At 69.9% G+C, this 25437-nt stretch carries 24 protein-coding genes and 1 pseudogene; 21 read left to right on the forward strand and 4 right to left on the reverse strand.

Annotated features, from left to right (window positions below; genetic code table 11):
* Nucleotides 1-110 precede the first annotated feature (110 nt).
* Nucleotides 111-809: an HAD family hydrolase gene (locus ACZ3KJ_RS14795; RefSeq protein ID WP_467527073.1), complete on the forward strand. Its 699-nt coding sequence runs from the start codon at nucleotides 111-113 to the stop codon at nucleotides 807-809.
* Between the two features lie 466 nt (nucleotides 810-1275).
* Nucleotides 1276-2880, forward strand: a complete 1605-nt coding sequence (locus ACZ3KJ_RS14800; protein WP_467527075.1) for an ABC transporter substrate-binding protein — start codon at nucleotides 1276-1278, stop codon at nucleotides 2878-2880.
* A gap of 78 nt (nucleotides 2881-2958) precedes the next feature.
* Here ACZ3KJ_RS14800 and ACZ3KJ_RS14805 read toward each other — a convergent pair whose 3' ends face one another.
* Nucleotides 2959-3630, reverse strand: coding sequence for a response regulator (locus tag ACZ3KJ_RS14805; protein WP_389519854.1), 672 nt, complete (start codon nucleotides 3628-3630; stop codon nucleotides 2959-2961).
* Between the two features lie 14 nt (nucleotides 3631-3644).
* On the reverse strand, nucleotides 3645-4610 hold the full coding sequence (locus tag ACZ3KJ_RS14810) for a RecB family exonuclease (protein WP_467527077.1): 966 nt from the start codon (nucleotides 4608-4610) through the stop codon (nucleotides 3645-3647).
* A gap of 239 nt (nucleotides 4611-4849) precedes the next feature.
* On the opposite strand from ACZ3KJ_RS14810, the gene ACZ3KJ_RS14815 reads away from it, so the two are divergent.
* From ACZ3KJ_RS14815 to ACZ3KJ_RS14825, 3 genes are all read left to right on the forward strand, one after another.
* A complete protein-coding gene (locus ACZ3KJ_RS14815; RefSeq protein WP_467527078.1) occupies nucleotides 4850-6493 on the forward strand; it encodes a site-2 protease family protein in 1644 nt (547 codons plus the stop codon).
* Nucleotides 6494-6551: 58 nt separating this feature from the next.
* A complete protein-coding gene (locus ACZ3KJ_RS14820; RefSeq protein WP_389519850.1) occupies nucleotides 6552-7454 on the forward strand; it encodes a tRNA (adenine-N1)-methyltransferase in 903 nt (300 codons plus the stop codon).
* Between the two features lie 190 nt (nucleotides 7455-7644).
* Complete coding sequence (locus ACZ3KJ_RS14825) at nucleotides 7645-8214, forward strand: hypothetical protein (protein WP_467527080.1); 570 nt, start codon at nucleotides 7645-7647, stop codon at nucleotides 8212-8214.
* Between the two features lie 58 nt (nucleotides 8215-8272).
* Here ACZ3KJ_RS14825 and ACZ3KJ_RS14830 read toward each other — a convergent pair whose 3' ends face one another.
* On the reverse strand, nucleotides 8273-8578 hold the full coding sequence (locus ACZ3KJ_RS14830) for a ferredoxin (RefSeq protein ID WP_389519846.1): 306 nt from the start codon (nucleotides 8576-8578) through the stop codon (nucleotides 8273-8275).
* Between the two features lie 243 nt (nucleotides 8579-8821).
* Here ACZ3KJ_RS14830 and arc point away from each other — a divergent pair, with 243 nt between their 5' ends.
* The 6 genes from arc to prcA all read left to right on the forward strand — a co-directional run bounded on the left by arc (nucleotide 8822) and on the right by prcA (nucleotide 14989).
* Complete coding sequence (arc, locus tag ACZ3KJ_RS14835) at nucleotides 8822-10588, forward strand: proteasome ATPase (protein ID WP_389519844.1); 1767 nt, start codon at nucleotides 8822-8824, stop codon at nucleotides 10586-10588.
* Nucleotides 10589-10818: 230 nt separating this feature from the next.
* Nucleotides 10819-12330, forward strand: a complete 1512-nt coding sequence (gene dop / locus ACZ3KJ_RS14840; protein ID WP_389519842.1) for a depupylase/deamidase Dop — start codon at nucleotides 10819-10821, stop codon at nucleotides 12328-12330.
* 187 nt (nucleotides 12331-12517) lie between these two features.
* The gene (locus tag ACZ3KJ_RS14845) at nucleotides 12518-12736 is read left to right on the forward strand and encodes a ubiquitin-like protein Pup (protein WP_467527082.1); all 219 of its coding nucleotides are present in this window, start codon (nucleotides 12518-12520) and stop codon (nucleotides 12734-12736) included.
* Nucleotides 12737-12902: 166 nt separating this feature from the next.
* Entirely contained in the window at nucleotides 12903-13391 is a 489-nt protein-coding gene (locus ACZ3KJ_RS14850) for an endonuclease VII domain-containing protein (protein WP_467527084.1), read from the forward strand.
* Nucleotides 13343-14188: a proteasome subunit beta gene (prcB, locus tag ACZ3KJ_RS14855; protein WP_467527085.1), complete on the forward strand. Its 846-nt coding sequence runs from the start codon at nucleotides 13343-13345 to the stop codon at nucleotides 14186-14188. The genes ACZ3KJ_RS14850 and prcB overlap by 49 nt, the downstream gene beginning before the upstream one ends.
* Before the next feature lie 57 nt (nucleotides 14189-14245).
* On the forward strand, nucleotides 14246-14989 hold the full coding sequence (gene prcA / locus ACZ3KJ_RS14860; protein WP_389519836.1) for a proteasome subunit alpha: 744 nt from the start codon (nucleotides 14246-14248) through the stop codon (nucleotides 14987-14989).
* A 51-nt stretch (nucleotides 14990-15040) separates the two neighbouring features.
* On the opposite strand, the gene ACZ3KJ_RS14865 is transcribed toward prcA, so the two are convergent.
* Complete coding sequence (locus tag ACZ3KJ_RS14865) at nucleotides 15041-16057, reverse strand: LacI family DNA-binding transcriptional regulator (protein WP_467527087.1); 1017 nt, start codon at nucleotides 16055-16057, stop codon at nucleotides 15041-15043.
* A 161-nt stretch (nucleotides 16058-16218) separates the two neighbouring features.
* Here ACZ3KJ_RS14865 and ACZ3KJ_RS14870 point away from each other — a divergent pair, with 161 nt between their 5' ends.
* The 10 genes and pseudogenes from ACZ3KJ_RS14870 to tatC all read left to right on the forward strand — a co-directional run bounded on the left by ACZ3KJ_RS14870 (nucleotide 16219) and on the right by tatC (nucleotide 25351).
* Nucleotides 16219-17478, forward strand: coding sequence for an MFS transporter (locus ACZ3KJ_RS14870; protein ID WP_467527089.1), 1260 nt, complete (start codon nucleotides 16219-16221; stop codon nucleotides 17476-17478).
* A 9-nt stretch (nucleotides 17479-17487) separates the two neighbouring features.
* Complete coding sequence (gene pafA, locus ACZ3KJ_RS14875; protein ID WP_030955459.1) at nucleotides 17488-18849, forward strand: Pup--protein ligase; 1362 nt, start codon at nucleotides 17488-17490, stop codon at nucleotides 18847-18849.
* 161 nt (nucleotides 18850-19010) lie between these two features.
* Nucleotides 19011-20015, forward strand: coding sequence for an FKBP-type peptidyl-prolyl cis-trans isomerase (locus ACZ3KJ_RS14880; RefSeq protein ID WP_467527091.1), 1005 nt, complete (start codon nucleotides 19011-19013; stop codon nucleotides 20013-20015).
* 61 nt (nucleotides 20016-20076) lie between these two features.
* Nucleotides 20077-20448, forward strand: a complete 372-nt coding sequence (locus ACZ3KJ_RS14885) for an FKBP-type peptidyl-prolyl cis-trans isomerase (protein WP_467527093.1) — start codon at nucleotides 20077-20079, stop codon at nucleotides 20446-20448.
* A gap of 193 nt (nucleotides 20449-20641) precedes the next feature.
* A complete protein-coding gene (locus ACZ3KJ_RS14890) occupies nucleotides 20642-21595 on the forward strand; it encodes a helix-turn-helix transcriptional regulator (RefSeq protein ID WP_467527095.1) in 954 nt (317 codons plus the stop codon).
* Nucleotides 21596-21613: 18 nt separating this feature from the next.
* A pseudogene (locus ACZ3KJ_RS14895) lies at nucleotides 21614-22621 on the forward strand (helix-turn-helix transcriptional regulator); the annotation flags it as partial.
* Nucleotides 22622-22953: 332 nt separating this feature from the next.
* Entirely contained in the window at nucleotides 22954-23247 is a 294-nt protein-coding gene (locus tag ACZ3KJ_RS14900) for a hypothetical protein (protein ID WP_467527096.1), read from the forward strand.
* A gap of 350 nt (nucleotides 23248-23597) precedes the next feature.
* A complete protein-coding gene (locus ACZ3KJ_RS14905; RefSeq protein ID WP_467527098.1) occupies nucleotides 23598-23792 on the forward strand; it encodes a hypothetical protein in 195 nt (64 codons plus the stop codon).
* Between the two features lie 261 nt (nucleotides 23793-24053).
* Nucleotides 24054-24341: a Sec-independent protein translocase subunit TatA gene (tatA, locus tag ACZ3KJ_RS14910; RefSeq protein WP_389519823.1), complete on the forward strand. Its 288-nt coding sequence runs from the start codon at nucleotides 24054-24056 to the stop codon at nucleotides 24339-24341.
* Between the two features lie 47 nt (nucleotides 24342-24388).
* Nucleotides 24389-25351: a twin-arginine translocase subunit TatC gene (gene tatC / locus ACZ3KJ_RS14915; RefSeq protein WP_467527099.1), complete on the forward strand. Its 963-nt coding sequence runs from the start codon at nucleotides 24389-24391 to the stop codon at nucleotides 25349-25351.
* Nucleotides 25352-25437 lie beyond the last annotated feature (86 nt).

Below are 25437 nucleotides of genomic sequence, written 5' to 3' on the forward strand. Positions count from 1 at the left end.
AGCCCGCCTCACCCGGCACACCGGTCCGGCACGCCGTACACTGGTCGGTCCACTGCAGGCCGGTTCCCCCAGCGGGAACCGGCCTGCTCGTCCCTCAAGGAGGTACGCGGATGACCAGCACGGTTCCCGCCCTAGGAACCCGTACGGCCGAGGGCTCCGCCCTCCAGGCCGTGCTCCTCGACATGGACGGCACCCTGGTGGACACCGAGGGCTTCTGGTGGGACGTCGAGGCAGAGGTCTTCGCTGGACTCGGCCACACCCTGGACGACTCCTGGCGCCACGTCGTGGTCGGCGGCCCCATGGCCCGCAGCGCGGGCTTCCTGATCGAGGCGACCGGCGCCGACATCACCCTCGACGAGCTCACCGTCCTGCTCAACGAGGGGTTCGAGGAGCGCATCGGACGCGCCCTGCCGCTGATGCCGGGGGCCGCCCGACTGCTGGCCGAACTGTCCGAGCACGAGATCCCCACGGCCCTCGTCTCCGCCTCGCACCGGCGCATCATCGACCGCGTCCTCACCTCACTGGGCGCCCAGCACTTCGCCCTCACCGTCGCCGGCGACGAGGTGGCGCGCACCAAGCCGCACCCCGACCCCTACCTGTTCGCCGCCGCCGGACTCGGCGCGGACCCCGCCCGGTGCGCCGTGATCGAGGACACCGCCACCGGCGTGGCCGCGGCCGAGGCGGCGGGCTGCCACGTCGTCGCCGTGCCCTCCGTGGCCCCCATCGCCCCGGCCGCCGGACGCACCGTCGTGACCTCGCTGGAAGAGGTCGACCTGACATTCCTGCGCGATCTGATGCCGCTCCGATGACCGACCGGTCGATCATCGGTGATCCCTCGACAACGGACATGCGATAGCCGTTCACCCAGCGTGCATCATCGATTGCGGCGGAAATTCGGCGCGTGTGCGCGGTGAATTCGGATCATCACCGACAGCTGAATTGCGCACCCCCCACACCTCGTCGAACATGTGACCTTCACCACCCCGAAGGGGGTCGACAGGAGGCTCTCCCTGTGCTGTCCACCTCCGTTCGGGCGGAGTGGGCGTGCCCTTGTGTCCCGATTGATGGGACGCTGCACGAATCATTCCCCAGTCGGCTTTTCCGTGCGTCCACACCCGATTCCGCTGCGTGATGGGCATTCAACTCCGGTGAGCGTCAACCGTCCTGCGAGCGCGGACTAATCTCATCGCGAGAACATCGCCCCCACCCCGTGATCCGCTGCCACACCCCTGCATGCCGGGTACACGGACTTGACAGTTCTGGAGAAACTCGAGCATGAACCGCAAGACTCTGGTGCTGCCGGCCGTGGTCGGTCTGCTCGCGCCCGTGCTCGCCGCGTGCGGCGGGACCGACAGCGGGAGCGGCGGCGACGCCATCGTCGTGGGCACCACCGACCGGTTCAGCGCCACCAAGGACGCCCCGGCGCCGCTCGACCCGGCCTACTCCTACGACGTCGGCACCTGGAACATCCTGCGCCAGACCGTGCAGACCCTGATGATCCAGCCCAAGGGCGAGGGCGACCCCGTCCCGGAGGCCGCCGAGAGCTGCGGCTTCACCGACAGCGGCAACGAGCGCTACGCCTGCACGCTGCGCAGCGGCCTGAAGTTCTCCAACGGGGACGCCATCACCGCCGAGGACGTGAAGTTCTCCATCGACCGCGCCCGCGCCATCAAGGCGGACTCCGGCGTGTTCGCCCTGCTGTCCACCATCGACACGGTCGAGACCCAGGGCGACGACAAGGTCATCTTCCACCTCAAGACCGCCGACGCCACCTTCCCCTTCAAGCTGTCCACCCCGGTCGCCGGCATCGTCAACCCCGACGACTACGACAAGGGCAAGCTGCGCGAGGGCTTCGCCGTCGACGGCTCGGGCCCCTACACCCTCTCCGCGGAGACCGAGGGCGACGAGATGACCCGGGCCGTCTTCACCAAGAACCCCAACTACAAGGGGACCTTGGACGTGAAGAACGACAAGGTCGAGATCCTCTCCTTCACGGACGCCGACGCCATGGGCACCGCCCTCGACGACGGCGACATCGACGTCATGACCCGCACCATGTCGCCGGAGCAGATCGACACCCTCTCCGACGCCGCCGCGGACAACGACGAGGACCTCGTCGAGGTGGCCGGCCTCGAGATCCGCTACCTCGCCTTCAACACCTCCGCCCCCGTGGTGAAGAGCAAGGCCGTCCGCCAGGCCATGGCCCAGCTCATCGACCGCAGCGAACTCGTCTCCGAGGTCTACGGCACCCAGGCCGAACCGCTGTACTCCCTGGTCCCGGCCACCGTCACCGGCCACTCCAACTCCTTCTTCAACACCTACGGCGACCCGAGCGCCGACAAGGCCAAGGAGCTGCTGGAGGAGGCCGACGTCAGCACCCCGGTGAAGCTGACGCTGAACTACACGACCGACCACTACGGCACGGCCACCAAGAAGGAGTTCGAGCAGCTCCAGAAGCAGCTCAACGACAGCGGCCTCTTCGACGTCTCCATCGAGGGCGCCGCCTGGGACACCTTCATCCCCGCCGAGCGCAAGGGCGAGTACGCGGTCTACGGCATGGGCTGGTTCCCCGACTTCCCCGACGCCGACAACTTCCTCGCGCCGTTCCTCGACAAGGACAACTTCCTCAAGTCCCCGTACAGCAACAGCGAGATCACCGACACCCTCATCCCCGACTCCCGCCGCGAGGCCGACCGCCTCTCCGCCGCCGCCAACCTGACGGCGATTCAGGACATCGTGGCCGAGGACGTCCCGATCATCCCCCTGTGGCAGGGCAAGCAGTACGTCGCCTCCCGTGACGACATCACCGGCACCGCGTACGTCCTCAACTCCTCCGCCACCCTCCAGCTGTGGGAGCTCGCCCGCGGCGTCAGCGGCTGACCCCGGCACACCGCCCCCGGCACACACGAAGGGCGCCCCTCCTCCCGGAGGGGCGCCCTCTGCCGTACCCGCGGGCGACTACTGCGCGCCCGGGCGCACCAGTCCGCTCTCGTACGCGTACACCGCGGCCTGCACCCGGTCACGCAGCCCCAGCTTGGTCAGCACATGCCCCACATGCGTCTTCACCGTCGTCTCGCTGACGAACAGGTCGGCGGCGATCTCGGCGTTCGACAGCCCCCGCGCCACCAGCTTCAGCACCTCGACCTCGCGGTCGGTCAGCGTGTGCAGCGTGTCCGGCACCGGCTCGTCACCGGACGGCAGATGCGTGGCGTACTTGTCCAGCAGCCGGCGCGTGATGCTCGGCGCCAGCAACGCCTCACCGGCGGCCACCACCCGGATCGCCTGCACCAGCTCGGTGGCCGGGGCGTCCTTCAGCAGGAAGCCACTGGCGCCCGCGCGCAGCGCCTCCACCACGTACTCGTCGAGGTCGAACGTGGTCAGCACCAGCACCTTCGCCGGGCCGTCCCGCCCCGGCCCCGTGATCTGCCGCGTCGCCTCGACCCCGTCCATCCGGGGCATGCGGATGTCCATCAGAACCACGTCGGGCTGGAGGGCCCGCACCTGGTCGAGGGCCTGCAAGCCGTCGCCGGCCTCGCCGACCACCGCGATGTCCTGCTCCGCCTCCAGGATCATCCGGAAGCCGGTACGCAGCAGCGGCTGGTCGTCGACCAGTAGGACGCGGATGGCCACGTAAGTCTCCTTCGCTAGTCCGGCCCCATTCTGCCCTGCTCCACAGCGCCCGACCCGGGCGCCCTCACCGGCAGCGGATACGGCGGGGGAGTACCCCCGAACTCCGGACAGTGCTCCCGGTGATCGCACCAGCCGCACAGCTTCGTCGGCCTGGGCCGCCAGTCACCCGTCTCCGTCGCCTCCCGGATCGCCTCCCACAGCGCGAGCAGCTTGCGCTCCACCCGCTCCAGGTCGGCGAGGACCGGATCGTAGGTCAGCACGTCCCCACTGCCCAGGTACACCAGTTGCAGCCGGCGCGGGATCACCTTCTTCAGCCGCCAGACCACCAGGGCGTAGAACTTCATCTGGAACAGCGCGCCCTCGGCGTACTCCGGCCGCGGCGCCTTGCCCGTCTTGTAGTCGACGATCCGGACCTCCCCGGTGGGCGCCACGTCGACCCGGTCGATGATCCCGCGCAGCGTCAGCCCCGACTCCAGCTCCGCCTCGACGAACAGCTCCCGCTCGGCGGGCTCCAGCCGCGTCGGATCCTCCAGCGTGAACCACCGCTCGACCAGCCGCTCCACCTCCGCCAGCCACCCCGCCAGCCGCTCGCCCCGCGGATCGTCGGCGAACAGCTCCACCACCTCCGGCCGGGACGCGCGCAGCCGGTCCCACTGCCCGGGAACCAAGGCCTTGGCACGCGGCGCGGTCCGCTCGGCCGCCGGTGAATCGAACAAACGCTCCAGCACCGCGTGCACCAGCGTCCCCCGCGTCGCCGCCGGACTCGGCTTCTCCGGCAGCCGGTCGATCACCCGGAACCGGTACAGCAGCGGGCACTGCATGAAGTCCCCGGCCCGCGACGGCGAGAGCGAGGCGGGCGGTATGGCGACGTACGTCTTGCGACCGCCGTCCGCCACCACCTGCGCCGCCCCCGCCCGCGGCGGAACCCGCACGACACCCCCGTCGCCCGCCTCGGCGACACCCTCGCTGCTGCTCTCCATGCCACAGACCTTACGGCCCGCCACCGACAGTCACCCAGCCCGCGGCCGGCGGACACCGGCGACGGCCGGGAAACACGGGGGTGCCGGGGCGGAACGCGTCCCGACGGCCGCATACCATCGGTAGCGAGACCCTTCCGCCCGGCAGGAGCGGGAGACGCTTCGATCGAGGGGACACCGTGGTGGAAAGCGGCGGGAGCGGGCGGCCGCGGCCGGACAGCGACGAGTCGGCCGAGCGCCCCGTGACACCTGCGCCCCGGACCACCGACCCCACCCCACCGGAGGCACCGCCCACACCGGCCACCCCCCCGAACCCGACGGACCAGGACACCACGGCCGGGACCGAAACGGACACGGCCGAAACCCGCCCGGCCGAGACGGGCACCACCGAGACGGACACGGCCGAAACACGCCCCGCCGAGACGGGCACCACCGAGACGGGCACCGGCCACACGGGCACCGGCAACACGGGCACGGCCGAGACGGGCACCACCGCCAAGGGCGACAGCCACACCGGGAAGGACACGGCCGGGGCGCGGGAAAGCAGCCCGAGCGCCACCACGGCAGCCCCCTCCGCCGCCGACCCCACCCCAGCCACCCCCACAGCCCCCACCAGCCCCACCACCCCCACAGACCGCCACCCCCACCACCCCCACGCCCACGCCCACACCACCACCCCCGCACCCGCCCTCGGCGAGCCCCCCGCCAAGGGCCGCCCGCCCCAGCGCCCCCCGGAGGCCCGCGGTGGCCTGCTCATGGGACGCCCCTTCGGCGTCCCCGTCTACGTCGCCCCCAGCTGGTTCCTCGTCGCCGCCCTCATCACCTGGGTCTTCGGCGGCCAGCTCGAACGCGTCCTGCCCGACCTCGGCGCCGCCCGCTACCTCGTCTCCCTCTTCTTCGCGGTCGCCTTCTACGCCTCCGTCCTCGTCCACGAACTCGCCCACACGGTCGCCGCCCTCCGCTTCAAACTCCCCGTCCGCCGCATCCAGCTCCAGTTCTTCGGCGGCGTCTCCGAGATCGAGAAGGAAGCCGAGACCCCCGGCCGCGAGTTCTGGCTGGCCTTCGTCGGCCCCCTCCTCTCCCTCGTCCTCGCCGGCCTCTTCTACCTCGCCCTCCAGCCCGTGGAACCCGGCACCGTCCCCGGCGTCCTCCTCGCCGGCCTGATGATCTCCAACCTCATCGTGGCGATCTTCAACCTCCTGCCCGGCCTCCCCCTCGACGGCGGACGCATGCTCCGCGCCGTCGTCTGGAAGATCACCGGCAAACCCATGAGCGGCACCGTCGCCGCCGCCTGGGTCGGCCGCGCCCTCGCCGTCTCCGTCCTCATCGGACTGCCCCTGCTCACCCAGTCCGGAGCCCTCGGAGAATCCGCCGAGGACAGCGTCGGCATGGACACCGTCCTCGACGCCCTGCTCGCCGCCATCCTCGCCGCCATCATCTGGACCGGCGCCGGCAACAGCCTCCGCATGGCCCGCCTGCGCGAACACCTCCCCGAGCTGCGCGCCCGCACCCTCACCCGCCGAGCCGTCCCCGTCGAATCCGACACCTCCCTCTCCGAAGCCCTCCGCCGCGCCAACGACGCCGGAGCCCGCGCCCTCGTCGTCGTCGACGCCCACGGCGAACCCCTCTCCCTGGTCCGCGAAGCCGCCATCGTCGGCATCCCCGAACACCGCCGCCCCTGGGTCCCCGTCAGCGGCCTCGCCCAGGACCTCACCGACGGCATGCGCGTCTCCGCCGAACTCGCCGGAGAAGACCTGCTCGACGCCCTGCGCGCCGCTCCCGCCACCGAATACCTCGTCGTCGAGGAGACCGGAGAGATCTACGGCGTCCTCTCCGCCGCCGACGTCGAGCGCGCCTTCGTCAAGGCGATGGCCCGCCCCAGCTGAGCACCACCCTCCCCGAACCGTGGTCGGCGGCCCCCGCAAACGCCGGTAGGCTGTTCACATGTCCGAACCGACCGGTGCCGCCCGCAGGCGCGGGCCCTTCAAGGTCGGGGACCAGGTACAGCTGACCGACCCCAAGGGCCGCCACTACACGTTCACGCTCGAAGCCGGAAAGAACTTCCACACCCACAAGGGTTCCTTCCCGCACGACGAACTGATCGGCGCACCCGAGGGCAGCGTTGTCCGCACCACCGGGAACGTCGCCTACCTCGCGCTGCGCCCCCTGCTCCCCGACTACGTCCTGTCCATGCCCCGCGGGGCAGCCGTCGTCTACCCCAAGGACGCGGGGCAGATCCTCGCCTTCGCCGACATCTTCCCCGGCGCACGCGTCGTCGAAGCCGGCGTCGGCTCCGGCTCCCTCAGCAGCTTCCTGCTGCGCGCCATCGGCGACCAGGGCATGCTGCACTCCTACGAGCGCCGCGAGGACTTCGCCGACATCGCCCGGCAGAACGTCGAACGCTACTTCGGCGGCCCCCACCCCGCCTGGCAGCTCACCGTCGGCGACCTCCAGGACAACCTGAGCGACACCGACGTCGACCGCGTCATCCTCGACATGCTCGCCCCCTGGGAATGCCTGGAAGCCGTCTCCAAGGCCCTCGTCCCCGGCGGCATCCTCTGCTGCTACGTCGCCACCACCACCCAGCTCGCCCGGACCGTCGAGTCCATCCGCGAGATCGGCTCCTTCAACGAGCCGACCGCCTGGGAGACGATGATCCGCAACTGGCACATCGAGGGCCTCGCCGTCCGCCCGGACCACCGCATGATCGGCCACACCGGCTTCCTCCTCACCGCACGCCGCCTCGCCGACGGCGTCGAACCGCCCATGCGCCGCCGCCGCCCCGCCAAGGGCGCCTACGGCGAGGACTACGCCGGCCCCAACGCCGACGGCGGCACCGGCCGCTGACACCGCCGCCCACCACGTCAACGCATCGGCGCCGTGGCCGAGTTCCCCGCACACCCCCGGAACTCGACCACGGCGCCCTCACGTTGACACCCCCCACCGGCACCCCGCCCCCCGCCGTTCCCCCGCACTGTGACGTGTGGCACGATGCTGGCCACCCCCAGCGGCACAGCCCTCACAGGAGACGCTCCTAGTGCAACCCGCCGTCCCGGAACTGGCACACACCCACACCCGGCCGATCCACTGGCTCGCGACCGCCACCGCCGTGGCCGGCGTCGTCGCCCTCTCCTCGGTCCTCCAGCCCCACCCGGCGACGGCCGCCCAGCCGACCGCCCCCGACACCCCGACCACACCCGCCGCCGCCCCCGCCACCACCGGCGTCGACTTCCCGATCGACTGCGGCCCGGTCAAAGCCCTCGTCCAGAAACAGGCTTCCGGCGATCTCGACGGCGACGGCCGCCCCGAAACCGTCGCCGCCGTCCACTGCGACGCCCCCATGGGCACCCCGCCCGACGGCGTCTACGTCCTCACCCAGGCCGCCGACGCCACCCACGCACGCGTGGTCGCCACCCTCGTCGACCCCCAGAGCCGCACCACCGTCACCAGCCTCTCCATCACCGACGGCACCGTCCTCGCCACACTCCTCGGCTACTCCTCGGCCGACGTGCCCAGTTGCTGCCCCGACGTCAAGGACAGCGCCAAGTGGCAGTGGAAGGACAACACGTTCGTCCGCACGACACCCTCCGGTACCCACAGCGTCTGACCCCCACCACCCCACGCTGTGAGAAATCAGACAGCCGTGACGGACCGTGCGCGAACCCTCACTCCGCGTCCGGACCGAACACCTCCACCCTGTCCGAAACCCTTCGCACATGGATGCACTCGCCCGGACACTCCCGCGCCGAGTCCACCACATCCGTCAACAACGGAAGCGGCACCGGCGTCGTCGCCCCACGCTCCTGCAAAAGCTCCTCCCCAGCCCCCTTCACATACGCCAGACCATCGATGTCCAGCTCGAACACCTCCGGCGCATACTGCGCACAGATGCCATCGCCGGTACAGAGATCCTGATCGATCCAGACCTCCAGCGCCTCGCCGCCGACACCGGCCTCCTGCTGCACTCCCATATCTCCTGCCGTTTACTGCCGAGCCGCCCGGGAACGATGCAGGCTCTGACGGGTGTTGAACACTTCGACCCTACCGTCGGCAGCTTTCCAATCATGTTCGGTGGGTATTCCCCTGGCGTGAGGGAGAGCGCAAGGGTGAAGATCGGACACACCCCGACAGTCTTTGTGATCTAGGGGTTTCAATCGACACCCACCCAGGTAGGGTCTGGAAGCGTCCAGCTCCCCTTGGAGGAGGTGAGGACCGTGGCAGCCCACGACGACGACATGAACCGCGGCATCCGCCCGGGACGAGGGTCCGACGACCCGGCCGGGCAGATCGCCTACCTTGAGCAGGAGATCGCCGTCCTGCGACGTAAGCTCGCCGACTCTCCGCGACACACGAGGATTCTCGAAGAGCGGATCGTCGAGCTGCAGACCAACCTGGCCGGCGTGTCCGCCCAGAACGAGCGACTCGCCAACACACTCCGCGAAGCCCGCGACCAGATCGTGGCCCTCAAGGAGGAAGTCGACCGGCTCGCCCAGCCGCCGGCCGGCTTCGGAGTCTTCCTCGCGGCGAACGAGGACGGCACGGCCGACATCTTCACCGGAGGCCGCAAACTCCGCGTGAACGTCAGCCCCAGCGTCGAGCTCGACGAGCTCCGACGCGGCCAGGAAGTGATGCTCAACGAAGCGCTCAACGTGGTCGACGCCATGGAATTCGAGCGCGTCGGCGACATCGTCACCCTCAAGGAGATCCTCGAGGACGGCGAGCGCGCCCTGGTTCTCGGACACACCGACGAAGAACGAGTCGTACGACTCGCCGAGCCCCTGCTCGACGTCACCATCCGGCCCGGCGACGCCCTGCTGCTCGAACCCCGCTCCGGCTACGTCTACGAGATCGTCCCCAAGAGCGAGGTCGAGGAACTCGTCCTCGAAGAGGTCCCCGACATCGGCTACGAGCAGATCGGCGGCCTCGGCGGCCAGATCGAAGCCATCCGCGACGCCGTCGAGCTCCCCTACCTCTACCCCGACCTGTTCAAGGAGCACGAACTGCGGCCGCCCAAGGGCGTCCTGCTGTACGGGCCCCCCGGATGCGGCAAGACGCTCATCGCCAAGGCCGTCGCCAACTCACTCGCCAAGAAGGTCGCCGAGGTCACCGGCCAGGCCGCCGGCAAGAGCTTCTTCCTCAACATCAAGGGCCCCGAGCTCCTCAACAAGTACGTCGGCGAGACCGAACGGCAGATCCGCCTCGTCTTCCAGCGAGCCCGCGAGAAGGCCAGCGAAGGAACCCCCGTCATCGTCTTCTTCGACGAGATGGAATCCCTCTTCCGCACCCGCGGCTCCGGCGTCAGCTCCGACGTGGAGAACACCATCGTCCCGCAGCTGCTCGCCGAGATCGACGGCGTGGAAGGCCTCCAGAACGTGGTCGTGATCGGCGCCTCCAACCGCGAGGACATGATCGACCCCGCCATCCTGCGACCCGGCCGGCTCGACGTGAAGATCAAGATCGAGCGCCCGGACGCCGAAGCGGCCAAGGACATCTTCGGCAAGTACCTCACCGAACGCCTCCCCCTGCACGGCGACGACCTCGGCGAACACGGCGGAGACAAGACCACCACCGTCCAGAGCATGATCCAGACGGCAGTGGAACACATGTACGCCGAAACCGAGGAGAACCGCTTCCTGGAGGTCACCTACGCCAACGGCGACAAGGAAGTCCTCTACTTCAAGGACTTCAACTCCGGCGCCATGATCGAAAACATCGTGGGCCGCGCCAAGAAAATGGCGATCAAGGACTTCCTCGAGAAGAACCAGAAGGGCCTCCGCGTCTCCCACCTCCTCCAGGCCTGCGTGGACGAGTTCAAGGAGAACGAGGACCTGCCCAACACCACCAACCCCGACGACTGGGCCCGCATCTCCGGAAAGAAGGGCGAACGGATCGTCTACATCCGCACCCTGATCACCGGAAAGCAGGGCTCCGACACCGGCCGCTCCATCGACACGGTGGCGAACACCGGACAGTACCTGTAAAACCGGAACGGCTGCGGGTACCCGAACCGGGGTACCCGCAGCCGACTGCTTTTCGGGCCACGGCTGGAGCAGGCAATGACGCAAATGATCTCCCCACCAGCGCAGAGGCGTTCTAGGCTCTTCCGTACCGCCGGGCGCAGTGCGGGGACGGGCACCGCACACGCACCGGAGCACCAGCGGTACGCGAACGGCACCCACGACCGAGGATGCCGCCGGGCAAGGAGGGCCGCATGACCGTACGGCGAGTAATGGGCATCGAGACGGAGTACGGGATCTCCGTCCCCGGCCACCCGAACGCCAATGCCATGCTCACCTCGTCCCAGATCGTCAACGCCTACGCGGCGGCGATGCACCGGGCCCGCCGGGCCCGCTGGGACTTCGAGGAGGAGAACCCCCTGCGGGACGCCCGAGGCTTCGACCTCGCCCGCGAGGCCGCCGACGCCAGCCAGCTCACCGACGAGGACATCGGCCTCGCCAACGTGATCCTCACCAACGGCGCCCGCCTCTACGTCGACCACGCCCACCCCGAATACAGCGCCCCCGAGGTCACCAACCCCCGCGACGCCGTCCTCTGGGACAAAGCCGGCGAACGCATCATGGCCGAGGCCGCCGAACGGGCCGCCGCACTCCCCGGCGCCCAGCCCATCCACCTCTACAAGAACAACACCGACAACAAGGGCGCCTCCTACGGCACGCACGAGAACTACCTCATGAAGCGGGAAACCGCTTTCTCCGACATCGTGCGCCACCTCACGCCCTTCTTCGTCTCCCGCCAGGTCTTCGCCGGAGCCGGCCGCGTCGGCATCGGCCAGGACGGCCACGAACACGGCTTCCAGCTCAGCCAGCGCGCCGACTACTTCGAGGTCGAGGTCGGCCTGGAGACCACCCTCAAACGGCCCATCATCAACACCCGCGACGAGCCCCACGCCGACGCCGAGAAGTACCGCCGCCTCCACGTGATCATCGGCGACGCCAACCTCTCCGAGATCTCCACCTACCTCAAACTGGGCACGACCGCCCTGGTCCTTTCCATGATCGAAGACGGCTTCATCGCCGTCGACCTCGCCGTCGACCAGCCCGTCCGCACCCTCCACCAGGTCTCCCACGACCCCACCCTCAAGCGCCTGGTCACCCTCCGCAGCGGCCGCACACTCACCGCCGTCCAGCTCCAGATGGAGTACTACGAACTGGCACGCAAATACGTGGAGGAACGCCACGGCGCCGACGCCGACGACCAGACCAAGGACGTCCTCGCGCGCTGGGAGGACACCCTCACCCGCCTGGAGAACGACCCGATGAGCCTCGCCGGCGAACTCGACTGGGTCGCCAAACGCGAACTCATGGAGGGCTACCGGCGCCGCGACGGCGTCGACTGGGACGCCGCCCGCCTCCACCTCGTCGACCTCCAGTACGCCGACGTACGCCCCGAGAAGGGCCTCTACAACCGCCTGGCGGCCCGCGGCCGCATGAAGCGGCTCCTGACCGAGGCGGAGGTCGAACGGGCCAAGGCCAAGCCCCCGGAGGACACCCGCGCCTACTTCCGCGGCCGCTGCCTGGAGCAGTACGCCGACGACGTCGCCGCCGCCTCCTGGGACTCGGTCATCTTCGACCTGCCCGGCCGGGACTCCCTCCAGCGCGTCCCAACCCTCGAACCGCTTCGCGGAACGCGAAATCACGTCAAGGAGCTCCTGGACCGCTGTCGCACCGCGGAAGACCTGGTCAGGGTCTTGTCGGGCAACTGAGCGGGTACTCGGGCCGCCCCCGGCGCCGGGGTGGAAACCCCGGCGCCAGGGAATCATCGAAGTGGCACCCGTACGTTCCAACAACTGCGGGGCCGATGTCGGACCGGGCTTGTAGGGTCTGATCATCACCGATCGGCAGGAATGCCGACCTGTCGACCATGTCGGGCAACAGAGCGGGGTGAGGGTTATGGCGACCAAGGACACCGGCGGCGGGCAGCAGAAGGCCACGCGGTCCACCGAGGAGGTCGAGGAGCAGGCGGCGGAGACGCAGGCCTCCGAGGACCTCAAGGAACGGCACGAGAAGCTGAGCGACGACGTGGACTCGGTTCTTGACGAGATTGACGATGTACTCGAGGAGAATGCCGAGGATTTCGTTCGAAGCTTCGTGCAAAAAGGTGGACAGTAAAGGCCGATTGGTCTCATTGCCTTCGAAGTGAAGGTTGCGGGGGGAATGGGTGGCTGACGAGCCGGAAGCGAAAGAGTGCACGGGCTGCAAGCGGGACCTCCCTCCTGCCGCGTTCGCGCGGGACAGGAATCGGCGGGACGGCCTTCAGGTGCGGTGCCGGGAGTGCGTGGCGGAGTACAGCGCCGCGCACTACCGGCGTCGCCGGGAGGCCATGGGCAAGCCCGTACGGGAGAAGGTGGACGTTCCGGCCGGGCACAAGCTCTGCCGGACCTGTGGGGAGGTGAAGCCCCACAGCGAATGGCATCGCAACGCCACGGCGTCCGACGGCTTGTCCACGCGCTGCAAGGCGTGCCGGGCCGTACAGGGGCGGCAGGATCACCTGAAGCGCCAGTACGGGATCACCGAGGAGGAGCGGGACGAGTTGATCGCCTCCCAAGGCGGCGTCTGCTGTATCTGTCTGTCGGTCCCCGCCGCACATGTGGATCACTGCCACGAGACGGGTAGGGTCCGTGGCGTACTGTGCTTCAGCTGCAATGCCGCACTGGGGCAGTTCAAGGATCGGCCCGATGCCATAAGGCGGGCTGCTGCTTACGTGGAAGGAAACGCGTGGAAGCCAACACTCGTAGCACCGGGCGTCTACCAGCTGCCTTCCTGACGCCTGGTTCCTCGTCCTTCATGGACTTCCTCTCCGAGCACCAGCCGGAGCTGCTGCCCGGCAAGCGTCAGCTGCCCCCGACCCAGGGTGTGCTCGAGGCGCCGCACGGCACCACGATCGTGGCGGTGACGTTCCCGGGTGGTGTGGTGCTGGCCGGTGACCGGCGGGCGACCATGGGCAACGTCATCGCGCAGCGGGACATCGAGAAGGTGTTCCCGGCGGACGAGTACTCGGCCGTCGGTATCGCCGGCACGGCCGGTCTGGCGGTGGAGATGGTGAAGCTGTTCCAGCTGGAGCTGGAGCACTTCGAGAAGGTGGAGGGTGCGCAGCTCTCGTTGGAGGGCAAGGCGAACCGGTTGTCGACGATGATCCGGTCGAATTTGGGCATGGCCATGCAGGGTCTGGCGGTGGTGCCGTTGTTCGCCGGGTTCGACGTGGACCGGGGCAAGGGGCGGATCTTCTCGTACGACGTCACGGGTGGCCGTTCGGAGGAGCAGAACTTCGCGGCGACGGGTTCGGGTTCGGTCTTCGCGCGGGGTGCGATGAAGAAGCTGTTCCGTGGTGATCTGACCGAGGAGCAGGCCACGACGTTGGTGGTGCAGGCGTTGTACGACGCGGCGGACGACGACTCGGCGACGGGTGGTCCGGATGTCGCGCGTCGGATCTACCCCATCGTCACTGTGATCACCGAGGACGGGTTCCGCCGGCTGACGGAGGAGGAGTCGTCCGAGATCGCCCGGTCGGTGCTGGCGCGTCGGCTGGAGCAGCCGGACGGTCCGCGGGCCGCGCTGCTGTAGGGGCCGTCGGTTCGGCGGGGTGATCGAGTGACTTCTACTGAAAGGGACGGATAACCGGTGTCGACGCCGTTCTATGTTTCGCCTCAGCAGGCGATGGCCGACCGTGCGGAGTACGCGCGGAAGGGTATCGCTCGTGGGCGCAGTCTGGTCGTGTTGCAGTATGCGGATGGGATCGTCTTCGTGGGTGAGAACCCGTCGCGGGCGCTGCACAAGTTCAGTGAGATCTATGACCGGATCGGTTTCGCGGCTGCGGGTAAGTACAACGAGTACGAGAATTTGCGCATCGGTGGGGTGCGCTATGCGGATCTGCGGGGTTACACGTACGACCGGGACGATGTGACCGCTCGTGGTCTGGCGAATGTGTATGCGCAGACGCTCGGTACGATCTTCTCTTCGGCGGGGGAGAAGCCGTACGAGGTGGAGCTGGTGGTGGCCGAGGTCGGTGAGACGCCGGACGGTGACCAGATCTACCGGCTGCCGCATGACGGGTCGATCGTGGATGAGCACGGTTCGGTGGCGGTGGGGGGTAATGCCGAGCAGATCGGTAGTTACCTGGATCAGCGTCATCAGGACGGGATGAGTCTGTCGGAGGCGTTGAAGCTGGCCGTGCAGGCGTTGTCGCGGGATACGAACGGTACGCAGCGGGAGATTCCGGCGGAGCGGCTGGAGGTGGCGGTGCTGGATCGTACGCGGCCGCAGTCGCGGAAGTTCAAGCGGATCGTGGGCCGGCAGTTGGCGCGGTTGCTGGAGGCCGGTGGTGCGGCGACGGAGGCGGAGACGTCGGAGGACGGTGAGGAGTAGGTCTCGCTGTGTGCCCCCGGCCGGTGGTGGTGGTCGGGGGCACGGGTGTGTTCAGGGGGCGCCTGGGGGTGCTGTGGAGCCTCGGACGACGAGGTGGACGGGGATGTCTCCGTCGTCCGGTGTGCGGCCGTCCAGGACGGCGAGGAGGGCTTGCATGCCGCGTTCTCCGAAGAGTTCGGCGTCGAGTCGGACGGTGGTGAGTTCGGGGTCGAGGGCGGTGGCGAGGGTGATGTCGTCGACGCCGGTGACGGAGAGGTCGTCGGGGATGCGCAGGCCGCGGCGGCGGGCTGCTTTGTAGACGCCGGCGGCGAGTTTGTCGTCGTCGCAGACGACGGCGGTGGGGCGGGGGCCGGGTGTGTCGAGGGCGGTGTCGGTGGCGGTGAGGGCGCCGTCGATGGTGAGGGGGGTGCGGGCGGTGGTGAGTGAGGTTCCGGGGACGGTGCGCAGTCGGGCGGCGAGTGCGCGGGCGCGGATGTCGAAGGTCCAGGAGGGGATGTCGGCGGCGAGGTGGAGGAAGTGGCGGTGGCCGAGGGTGAGGAGGTGGTCGGCGGTCTGGTGGGTGCCGTCGGTGATGTCGAGGTTGACGGTGGCGGTGCCGAGGTTGCCGGTGGGGTCGCTGTCGAGCATGACGAGGGGGAGTCGGTCGCGGCGGATGGCGGTGAGGGCGTCGGCGGCCATGGAGGAGGCGATGACGCCGTCGAGGGCCGCGGGGGCGGAGGCGAAGGGGTCGCGGGCGGGGCCGATGCCTTCGGGGGAGGGGTAGAGGACGACGCCGAAGCCGTGGTGGGCGGCGATGCGGGCGGCGCCGGTGTAGACGCCGGCGAAGAATTCGGTGGTGAGGGCGGGGACGACGAGCAGGACGGTGCGGGTGCGGCCGAGGCGGAGGTGGCGGGCGGCGAGGTTGGGGCGGTAGTCGAGGTCGCGTGCGGCGCGGCGGACGCGTTCGGCGGTGGTTTCGGAGACGCGGCCGCGCCATTTGTCGCCGAGGACGAGGGAGACGGCGGCTTGGGAGACTCCTGCGGCCTGGGCGACGTCACGGCTGGTGGGGCGGGTGTTACCTGGTGCCACCGTGGGCCTGCTCTCTGGTCTGGCGGGTGGTCTGGCGGGTGGGGTGGTGCGGGCGGGGGGCTCTGGACTGGTGAACAGCGACATGGTACGTATGGCGGAGTGCGTTATACGTAAAACCCGGGGTGGTTCAGGGCTTCGGGCGAGCTGACGGAGGCGGGACTTTGGCCGCGGGATACGTGGAGATCCTCGGGATGAGGCATGTGGCGCGGCTGCTCGCGGGCACGCTCGTCGGCCGGCTGCCGAATGCCACGGCGGCGATCGCGATCGTGCTGTTCGTGCGGGCGGAGGGCGGGAGCTACAGTCTCGCGGGCGCTCTGGCGGCCGTGTACGGGGTGGCCAACGCGGTGGGTCAGCCGCTGCTCGGGCGCCTGGTCGATCTGCACGGTCAGCCGCGGGTGCAGTTGCCGGCGGCGCTGGCCTCGGCCGTGGCGATGGCGGTGTTCGCGTGGGCGGGTGTGGGCCCGCTGGTGGTGGCGTACGCGGCGGTGGCGGCGGCCGGGTTGTTCACGCCGCCGCTGGAGGGGGGTCTGCGGGCACTGTGGCCGTCGGTGCTGCGCCGGGAGGACCAGGTGCACACGGCGTACGCGCTGGACGCGGTGGCGCAGGAGGTGATGTTCACCGTGGGGCCGCTGCTGGTGACGCTGTGCGTGTCGCTGTGGTCGGCGCGGGCGGCGTTGCTGGTGCTGAACGTGGTGGGGGTGCTGGGGGCGCTGTCGGTGGTGGTGTCGGCGCCGTCGCGTGCGTGGCGGTCGGCGCCGCGTGAGGCGCACTGGCTGGGGGCTCTGCGGTCGCCGGGGCTGCTGGTGCTGCTGGCGGCGTTCCTGTTCGTGGGGGTGGCGCTGGGGTCGATCACGGTGGCTTCGGTGCCGTATGCGGACGAGCACGGTGGGGACGCGGTGTACGGGTGGCTGATGGCGGCTCTGGGGCTGGGTGCGCTGGTCGGGGGTGTGGGGTACGGGGCCCGGCGGTGGCGGGGGGTGCCGGAGCGTCGGCTGCGGGTGCTGGTGGCGTTTCTGGCGGTGTGTTATCTGCCGTTGATGCTGATGCCGGGCGCGGTGGCGATGGTGGCGTTGACGGCGCTGGCGGGTGTGTTTCTGGCGCCGGCGATCGCGTGTGCGTTCGTGCTGGTGGACCGGCATGCGCCGGCCGGGACGGTGACGGAGGCGTTCTCGTGGCTGGTGACGACGTTCACAGTCGGTTCGTCGGTGGGAACGGGTCTGGCGGGTCCGGTGGTCGAGGCGGGTGGCGCGTTGTGGGGTTTCGTGGTGCCGGGGGCCGCGGGCGGGGTGTCTTTGCTGGTTTTGGTGGTGGCGGGGCGGGTACTCGCAGCTCCGGCCGGTGGCGGGGTCGTTGCGGCCGTTTCGGAAAATGATCCGAACCGTGCCGTCGAACCCCGTTTCAGTTCAGGGGATCGGGCGTAATGTTCAGTCATGGACCGCCGCATTTTCGGGCTGGAGAACGAGTACGGCGTCACGTGCACGTTCAGGGGACAGCGCCGCCTGTCGCCTGACGAGGTGGCGCGGTACCTCTTCCGCCGTGTCGTGTCATGGGGCCGTAGCAGCAATGTCTTTCTGCGGAACGGCGCCCGCCTGTATCTCGACGTGGGATCGCATCCGGAATACGCGACACCCGAATGTGACAACGTGACCGAACTGGTCACCCACGACAAGGCCGGCGAGCGCATTCTCGAGGGACTCCTGGTGGACGCGGAACGACGCCTGCACGAGGAGGGAATCGCGGGCGACGTCTACCTCTTCAAGAACAACACCGACTCGGCGGGCAACTCCTACGGTTGCCACGAGAACTACCTGGTGGCCCGGCACGGGGAGTTCTCCCGGCTCGCGGACATCCTGATCCCGTTCCTGGTGACCCGGCAGCTGTTGTGCGGGGCGGGGAAGGTGTTGCAGACGCCGCGCGGGGCCGTGTACTGCGTGAGTCAGCGGGCCGAGCACATCTGGGAGGGCGTGTCGTCGGCGACGACGCGTTCCCGGCCCATCATCAACACCCGGGACGAGCCGCACGCGGATGCGGAGCGGTATCGCCGGCTGCACGTGATCGTGGGCGACTCGAACATGTCCGAGACGACCATGCTGCTCAAGGTGGGTGCCACCGACCTGGTGCTGCGCATGATCGAGGCGGGCACGGTGATGCGTGACCTCACGCTGGAGAACCCGATCCGGGCGATCCGTGAGGTCAGCCATGACATCACCGGCCGGCGCAAGGTGCGTCTGGCCAGTGGCCGGGAGGCTTCGGCGCTGGAGGTGCAGCGGGAGTACTACGAGAAGGCCGTGGACTTCTGCGAGCGCCGGGGTATCCGGACGGGTACCGTGGAGCAGGTCCTGGAGCTGTGGGGCCGGACGCTGGACTCGATCGAGTCGGAGGATCTGGACCGTATCGGTACCGAGATCGACTGGGTGATGAAGTACAAGCTCATCGAGCGGTACCGGGCCAAGCACAACATGACGATGTCGCATCCGCGTGTCGCGCAGATAGACCTCGCCTACCACGACATCCACCGTCGTCGTGGTCTGTACTACCTGCTGGAGAAGAAGGGTCAGGCCGCGCGGATCTGCAACGACTTGAAGATCTTCGAGGGCAAGTCGGTGCCGCCGCAGACGACTCGGGCGCGGTTGCGCGGTGACTTCATCCGTCGGGCGCAGGAGCAGCGGCGGGACTTCACCGTCGACTGGGTGCATCTGAAGCTGAACGACCAGGCGCAGCGCACCGTTCTGTGCAAGGACCCGTTCCGTTCGGTGGACGACCGGGTGGAGAAGCTGATCGCCGGCATGTGAGTGAGGCGTTCGGGTGTCCTGGGACCTGGATCCGTCCGGGTGGGAGGGTGCCGTTCCGGAACGCAACGCGGGCGCCGTACGTTTTCCGTGCGGCGCCCTTCTCACGCCGTAGAGTTGCGCGCACGCCCTTCACGAGATCGACCGATTACGAGGCCTTCACCGTGCGCCGACGCTCACTCATCTTCGCCGCCGTTCCCGCAGGACTGGTCACGCTCGCCGGGTGCGGTGACGGCTCGTCCGACTCGTCGAGCTCGGCCGACGGCAGTGCGTCGCCCTCCGCCTCGGAGTCCTCCGTGCCCGCGCCGAAGATCGTGGACGGTCCGCTGCCGGGTATCACGGCCGGTGTGAAGTTCGGGGAGAAGCCGACGGTCGCCAAGGGCAGTGGTGATCCTTCCGACCAGCTCGCGGTGAAGACGGTGATCGCGGGCGGTGGCCGGGCGGTCGCGGAGAACGACTACATCCAGGCGAACTACCTCGGTCAGATCTGGGACACCGCGAAGGTGTTCGACAACTCCTACGACCGGAAGACGCCGCTGGTCATCCAGCTGGCGGCCGGGAGCATCATCGACGGCTGGCGCTATGCGCTGACGGGGAAGAAGACGGGCAGCCGGGTGGAGTTCTCCGTGCCGCCGACCTGGGGGTACGGCTCGGAGGGCAACGCGCAGGCGGGTATCGAGGGCACCGACACGCTGGTGTTCGTGGTGGACCTGGAGGCCACGTTCAACGCGAGCAGTTCGGCGGAGGGCGAGGACGTCGCGCAGGACGACGCCGCTGTGCCGAAGGTGGGCACGAACACCGACGGCAAGGCGCCCTCCATCGAGATCCCCAAGGCCGATCCGCCGAAGAAGCTCGTGGCGAACTACGTCATCGAGGGTGACGGTGCGGCGGTCGCCGCGGACAACAGCGTCCTGGTGCAGTACAAGGGCGTCGTGTGGGACACGGGCAAGGAGTTCGACTCGACGTACTCGCGCAAGGCGCTGACGTCGTTCGGGCTCCAGCAGGTCGTCAAGGGGTGGTCGCAGGGGCTGACCGGGAAGAAGGTCGGCAGCCGGGTCGTCATCGTCATTCCGCCGGACCTGGGGTACGGCGACGAGCCGCCGGCCGGCAGCGGCATCGGGAAGGACTCGACGATGGTGTTCACGGTGGACATCCTCGCGAAGATGTGACGGCGTCGGGGTGTAAGACTGTGCTTGTTGCCTTTCCGTAGAAGAACGTGGAGCTAGAGACGTGAGCATCGAGAAGCCCGAGATCGACTTCCCCGAGGGCGAGCCGCCGGCGGACCTCGAGATCAAGGACATCTGGGAGGGCGACGGCGAGGTGGCGCAGGCGGGCCAGACCGTCACCGTGCACTACGTCGGTGTCGCCTTCAGCACCGGTGAGGAGTTCGACGCGAGCTGGAACCGGGACGCCCCGTTCCGTTTCCCGCTCGGTGGCGGCCGTGTCATCGCGGGCTGGGACCGGGGCGTGCAGGGCATGAAGGTCGGCGGCCGTCGTCAGCTGACCATTCCGGCCCACCTCGCCTACGGCGACCAGAGCCCCACCCCGGCGATCAAGCCCGGTGAGACGCTGATCTTCGTGGTGGACCTGCTCGGGGTCTGATCGTCCGGCGACCGGTCGTCGTGCGGCCGGTCCGTCCGGTCGTCGTGCGAACGGTCGGGGTGGTCGGGGCGCGACCGGTTCCGACCACCTGGGGCCCATGCCTGTCCGGGCATGGGCCCTCGGCTTTTGCCGGGGCACCGCGGGGCGGTACGGTCATCCGTCGGAAGCACCATGAGGAAGGCGAAGGGCGTCGATGGCCATTGCCAAGGCCGAGCGGCTGATGAACCTGGCGCTGTGTCTGCTCGGGACGCGGCGGCCGCTCAGCAAGCGCGAGCTGCGCGAGTCCATCGAGGCCTACCTGGAAGCGGGCAACGACGACTCCTTCAACCGCATGTTCGAGCGGGACAAGGACGACCTGCGTGAGCTCGGCCTGGTCATCGAGACCGTGGAGAGCATCGACGGCGAGGTCGGCTATCTCGCCCGCCGCGACAGCAACCGCCTCCCGCCCATCACCCTCGACGCCGAGGAGGCCGCCGCGCTGGGGCTGGCCGCCAAGGTGTGGCAGCAGGCCCGGCTCGCCGGCGCCGCCAGCGGCGCGCTCCAGAAGCTGCGCGCGGCCGGACTGCCCGAGGGCGTCGACCCCTACGAGGCGCACGGCGCCCTCGAGCCGCGCATCCCGGTGCACGAGGCCGCGTTCGAGCCGCTGATGCTGGCCTGCCGCGACCGCCGCGCGGTCTCCTTCGACTACCGCAAGGCCACCGCCGCCCGCCCCGAGCCCCGCAACGTCGAGCCGTGGGCGCTGGAGTGCTGGCGCGGCCACTGGTACCTCGCGGGCTGGGACCGGGACCGGGGCGCCGAACGCGTCTTCCGGCTGTCCCGGATCACCGGCAAGGTGCGCTCCCGGGGCGGCCGCTTCACCGCCGCCGTCCCGGACGTGGTCACCGTCCGGGAGACCGTGGCGGGCTGGGCGGGGGAGACCGCCGACCGCAGCGCCCTCATCCGGCTGCGCACGGACGCCGGGTACCCCCTGCGGGCGAAGGCGACGGCGGTGCGGGAACTCGGGAACGGCTGGGACGAGTTGGAGATTCCGTACGGGCACGGGCTGGACGCCTGGCTGGTGGAGTTCGGGCCGGACGTGGTGGTCCTGGAGCCCGCGGAGCTGCGGGCCGACGTGGTGGACCGGCTGCGTGCCGTGGCCAAGGGCTGAGGGGGAGCGAGCGACACAGTGGCAGGCAAACCGGTCAGGCCGGCGAACGCGATCGACCAGACCCGGCGGATGCTCTCCCTGGTGACCTATCTGCGGGAGCGGCCCGGGGCGCGCATCGAGGACGTGGCGCGCGCCTTCGGCATCACCGAGGACGAGCTGGTCTCCGACCTCGACGTGCTCCCCATGTGCGGTACCAGCTTCCGCGGCGGCGATCTGCTGGACATCGACACCGACGGCGAGCGCATCTGGTGGCACAACCCGGCCGCGCTCGGCGCGGACGCCGCCGAGCCGCTGCGGCTGGCCGCCGACGAGGCGACCGCGCTGCTGGTGGCGGCGCGGGCCGTGGCCACGCTGCCGGGCCTGCGCGAGAGCGACCGCCAGGCGCTGCTGCGGGCGACGGCCAAGGTGGAGGCCGCCGCCGGCGAGGCGGCGGGCGCCAGCTCACGCCTGTCGGTGACCTTCGAGTCCGAGGGCGGTGTCTTCGCCGACGTCGACCGGGCGATCTCCGAGCGGCGCCGGCTGTGGATCCGCTACTACTCGCCCGCCCGTGACGAGGTCACCGAGCGGGAGATCGACCCCATCCGCCTGGTCAGCGTCGGCCACACCTATGTCGAGGCCTGGTGCCGCCGCTCCGAGGCGCGCCGTACCTTCCGCCTCGACCGGGTCGCCGAGATCAGGATCCTCGACGAGCCGTCCGCCCCGCCCGAGATCGAGCTGCGGGACCTGTCGGAGGGGCTGGTCCAGCCGGCCGCCGAGGATCCGGAGGTCGTCGTCGAGGTCGGCCCCGGCGGCCGCTGGGTCGCCGAGTACTACCCCCACGACCAGGCCGACGAGCTTCCCGACGGCGGTCTGCGCATCACGCTGCGCACCCCCGACCCGGCCTCCCTGCGCCGCCTGGCCCTGCGCCTGGGCCCCGACGGCCGGATCGTCTCGCCGCCGGGCCTCGCCGACAGCGCCCGCCGCGCCGCCCGCGAGGCGCTCGCGGCGTACGACGGGGTCGAGGCGGAGGCGGTCCGCCGGGACGACGTTCCGTCCGGCGCGGGCGGGGACGACGTCCCCTCCGCCGGACGCCGTGACGAGGCTCCGCCGGCCGGACGTCGGGACGCGGCCCTGGAGCACGGCGTCCGGGCCGCCGGGGATCTCGGGCCGGCGCACCCCGGGTGGCCCGGTGAGCGGCTTGCCGGGCAGGCCGGTGCCGTGTCCGGTGAGCCGGGCGGCACGGCCGTGCGGGGGCGGACCGGTTCCGTGGCCGACGGCCGGGTGGGAGGCCTGGCCGGTGGGCAGGATGGTGCCGCGGCCGGGACGCCGGCCGGTGGCGGGCAGTGGGTCGGTCAGGGCGACGGGCGGGAGCAGAGGCAGTGAGCGAGTCGGGGCTGTCCGGTGTGCGGGGGGTCTCGGTGGCCTCCGCGTTCGCGGGGATGCGGAGCGTGGCTCCCGTGGTGTTCCGGGCCGGCTGTCCGGACTGCCGGGGGCGGTTCGAGCTCTCCGCCGGCGCGCTGCTGCTGGCCATCGGAGCCACCAGCCGTACCACCTTCTACTCGTTCACCTGCCCCGACTGCGGGGCCGCCGTGCGCAAGCCGGCCGGTGAACGGATCGTCGAGCTGCTCACCGGCGGCGGGGTCAGGACCCTGAGGCTGCACTCGACGCTCTGAAGGCGTCTTCGGCGCAGCCTTCGCCGGGGAGACCGAGGAGGCCGGGGTGCTGACCGCGCCGCGCGGGCGTCCGCGCCCCGGCGCACCGCCGCCGTCGGCCCGGTGCGCCAGGACGGTGCCGAGGTCGCGGCGCCGGACAGCGGGGCCTGGCCGATGGGGCGGGGCCGACGAGGCGGGGGTCGGACAGGGCGGGGCCGACACCGACGAGGCGGGGCCGCCGGGGTCGGACCGACGACGCGGGGGCCGGACAGGGCGGGGTCAATGGGGCGGGCGGACGGGGCAGGGCCAGGGGGAGGGGACGATCCGGCGGGCGTGTCCTGGGCCAGGGCCGAGGGTCTAGGCTCGGCGTCATGTTCTGGCCGATGTTCGCGGTAGCCATGGGTTTCCTGGGTCTCGCCGTCCTCGCTGTGTTCGCCGTCCGGGTCTTCCTGGAGGCGCGGCGCCTGGGACAGCAGGTCGCGGACTCCGCACGCCGTATCAACCGGGCCGCCGAGGAACTGGAGCGGGCCGCCGTGAGCGCGAGCCGGGCTGTGGAGACGCTGTGAGTCCTGCTGTGGCAGGGCTGTGAGTCCTGCGCCGAATGCGTTCTGGGCGGCTTCGCCCTCCCGTCTTGGCCGTTCGGGCGGGTACGCTGCTGGTCGCGGTCCGGAAAACGAGGCCCGGACCGCGGACCGGGAGTACGCACGGGGATTGCCTCACGTTCACCCCCCGGCGTTACGATCGCTGCCAGCACGATCGTTCGGACGAATCGTCCGACCGGTCGGACAGCATCCCACCCAGCCGCCTCGGTGAGAAGGTAAAGACTTATGTTCGGAAGGCTCGGCGCCCCCGAGATCATTCTCATCCTCGTCGTCATCATCCTGCTGTTCGGCGCGAAGAAGCTTCCGGACATGGCCCGCTCGCTCGGCAAGTCCGCGCGCATCCTCAAGAGCGAGGCCAAGGCGATGAAGGAGGAGGGCAGCAGCAACACCACCCCGGCCGGCCCGCCGAACACCGGTGAGCAGCCCTCCGCTCAGCGCACCATCCAGGCCGCCCCCGGCGACGTGACCAGCTCGCGCCCGGTCGGCGAGCCGACGGACACGACCAAGCGCTGACGCAGGGCCGGTGACCCCCGGCCTGCCGCACGAGATGGGAACGTGGGTTGCTCAAGCCTGCCCGCAAGAAGGAGAAGGATCCCGAGGGGCGGATGCCCCTCGCGGAACACCTCCGTGAGCTTCGCAACCGGCTCGCGAAGGCGTTGCTCGCCATCGTCCTCGTGACGGTAGTCGCCGCCTTCTTCTACAACGACATCATCAACTTCCTCACCAAGCCGATCCTCGACTCGGTCGGCTGCGGGAAGACCTTCGAGCAGATCCAGAACGAGCTCAGCTCGTCGGGCGAGACCAGCCAGCAGTGCGCGCGGATCACGATCAACGGTCTGCTCGCCCCCTTCACCCTGGCCCTCCAGGTCTCCCTCATGGCCGGCGTCGTCTTCGCCTCGCCGGTCTGGCTCTACCAGCTGTGGGCCTTCGTCGCCCCGGGGCTGCACCGGCACGAGCGCAAGTACGCCTACGGATTCGTCGGCACCGGCGTCCCGCTCTTCCTGGGCGGCGGCTACTTCGCCTACATGGTGCTGCCGACCACCGCGAAGGTGCTGATCGAGTTCACGCCGACCGGCGTCGACAACTTCCTGCCGCTCGACGACCTGCTCCAGCTCGTCACGCGCATGGTCGTGGTCTTCGGCCTCTCCTTCGAACTGCCGTTGCTGCTGATCATGCTGAACCTGACCGGTGTCATCACCGGCCGGCGCATGCTCGGCTGGTGGCGCGCCATGATCATCGGCATCACGGTGTTCGCCGCCATCGCCACGCCCAGCACCGACCCCGTCTCGATGCTGGCGCTCGCCGGACCGATCTGGATCCTGTACTTCGGCGCGGTCGCCTTCTCGCTGCTGAACGACCGCCGCAGGCGGCGCCGTGACGCCCTGGGCCCCGCCGACGACGAGGCCTCCGAGCTGGACCTGACCCCCGAGGACATCGGCGAGGTCGAGACGGTGGCCGCGAGCCGCGCCCTGCCGGAGCAGGCGAGCACGGAACGGGTCAACGGCTACGACGACGTGACCTGAGCGGAGCACCACGGCGGGACACCCCCGAGGTCACTCGCGTGACCGTCGGGACCCCCCGCCCCCTCACCCCACCGCGGGCCGCGGCC

The organism is Streptomyces sp. NPDC003248 (assembly GCF_055563235.1).

Bases quoted from the DNA above. Each gene is read 5' to 3' on its own strand.
- ACZ3KJ_RS14795 (WP_467527073.1), top strand. From the start codon at position 111: ATGACCAGCACGGTTCCCGCCCTAGGAACCCGTACGGCCGAGGGCTCC.
- ACZ3KJ_RS14800 (WP_467527075.1), top strand. From the start codon at position 1,276: ATGAACCGCAAGACTCTGGTGCTGCCGGCCGTGGTCGGTCTGCTCGCG.
- ACZ3KJ_RS14810 (WP_467527077.1), bottom strand. From the start codon at position 4,610: ATGGAGAGCAGCAGCGAGGGTGTCGCCGAGGCGGGCGACGGGGGTGTC.
- ACZ3KJ_RS14820 (WP_389519850.1), top strand. From the start codon at position 6,552: ATGTCCGAACCGACCGGTGCCGCCCGCAGGCGCGGGCCCTTCAAGGTC.
- ACZ3KJ_RS14830 (WP_389519846.1), bottom strand. From the start codon at position 8,578: ATGGGAGTGCAGCAGGAGGCCGGTGTCGGCGGCGAGGCGCTGGAGGTC.
- dop (WP_389519842.1), top strand. From the start codon at position 10,819: ATGACCGTACGGCGAGTAATGGGCATCGAGACGGAGTACGGGATCTCC.
- ACZ3KJ_RS14845 (WP_467527082.1), top strand. From the start codon at position 12,518: ATGGCGACCAAGGACACCGGCGGCGGGCAGCAGAAGGCCACGCGGTCC.
- pafA (WP_030955459.1), top strand. From the start codon at position 17,488: ATGGACCGCCGCATTTTCGGGCTGGAGAACGAGTACGGCGTCACGTGC.
- ACZ3KJ_RS14890 (WP_467527095.1), top strand. From the start codon at position 20,642: ATGGCCATTGCCAAGGCCGAGCGGCTGATGAACCTGGCGCTGTGTCTG.
- ACZ3KJ_RS14905 (WP_467527098.1), top strand. From the start codon at position 23,598: ATGTTCTGGCCGATGTTCGCGGTAGCCATGGGTTTCCTGGGTCTCGCC.
- tatA (WP_389519823.1), top strand. From the start codon at position 24,054: ATGTTCGGAAGGCTCGGCGCCCCCGAGATCATTCTCATCCTCGTCGTC.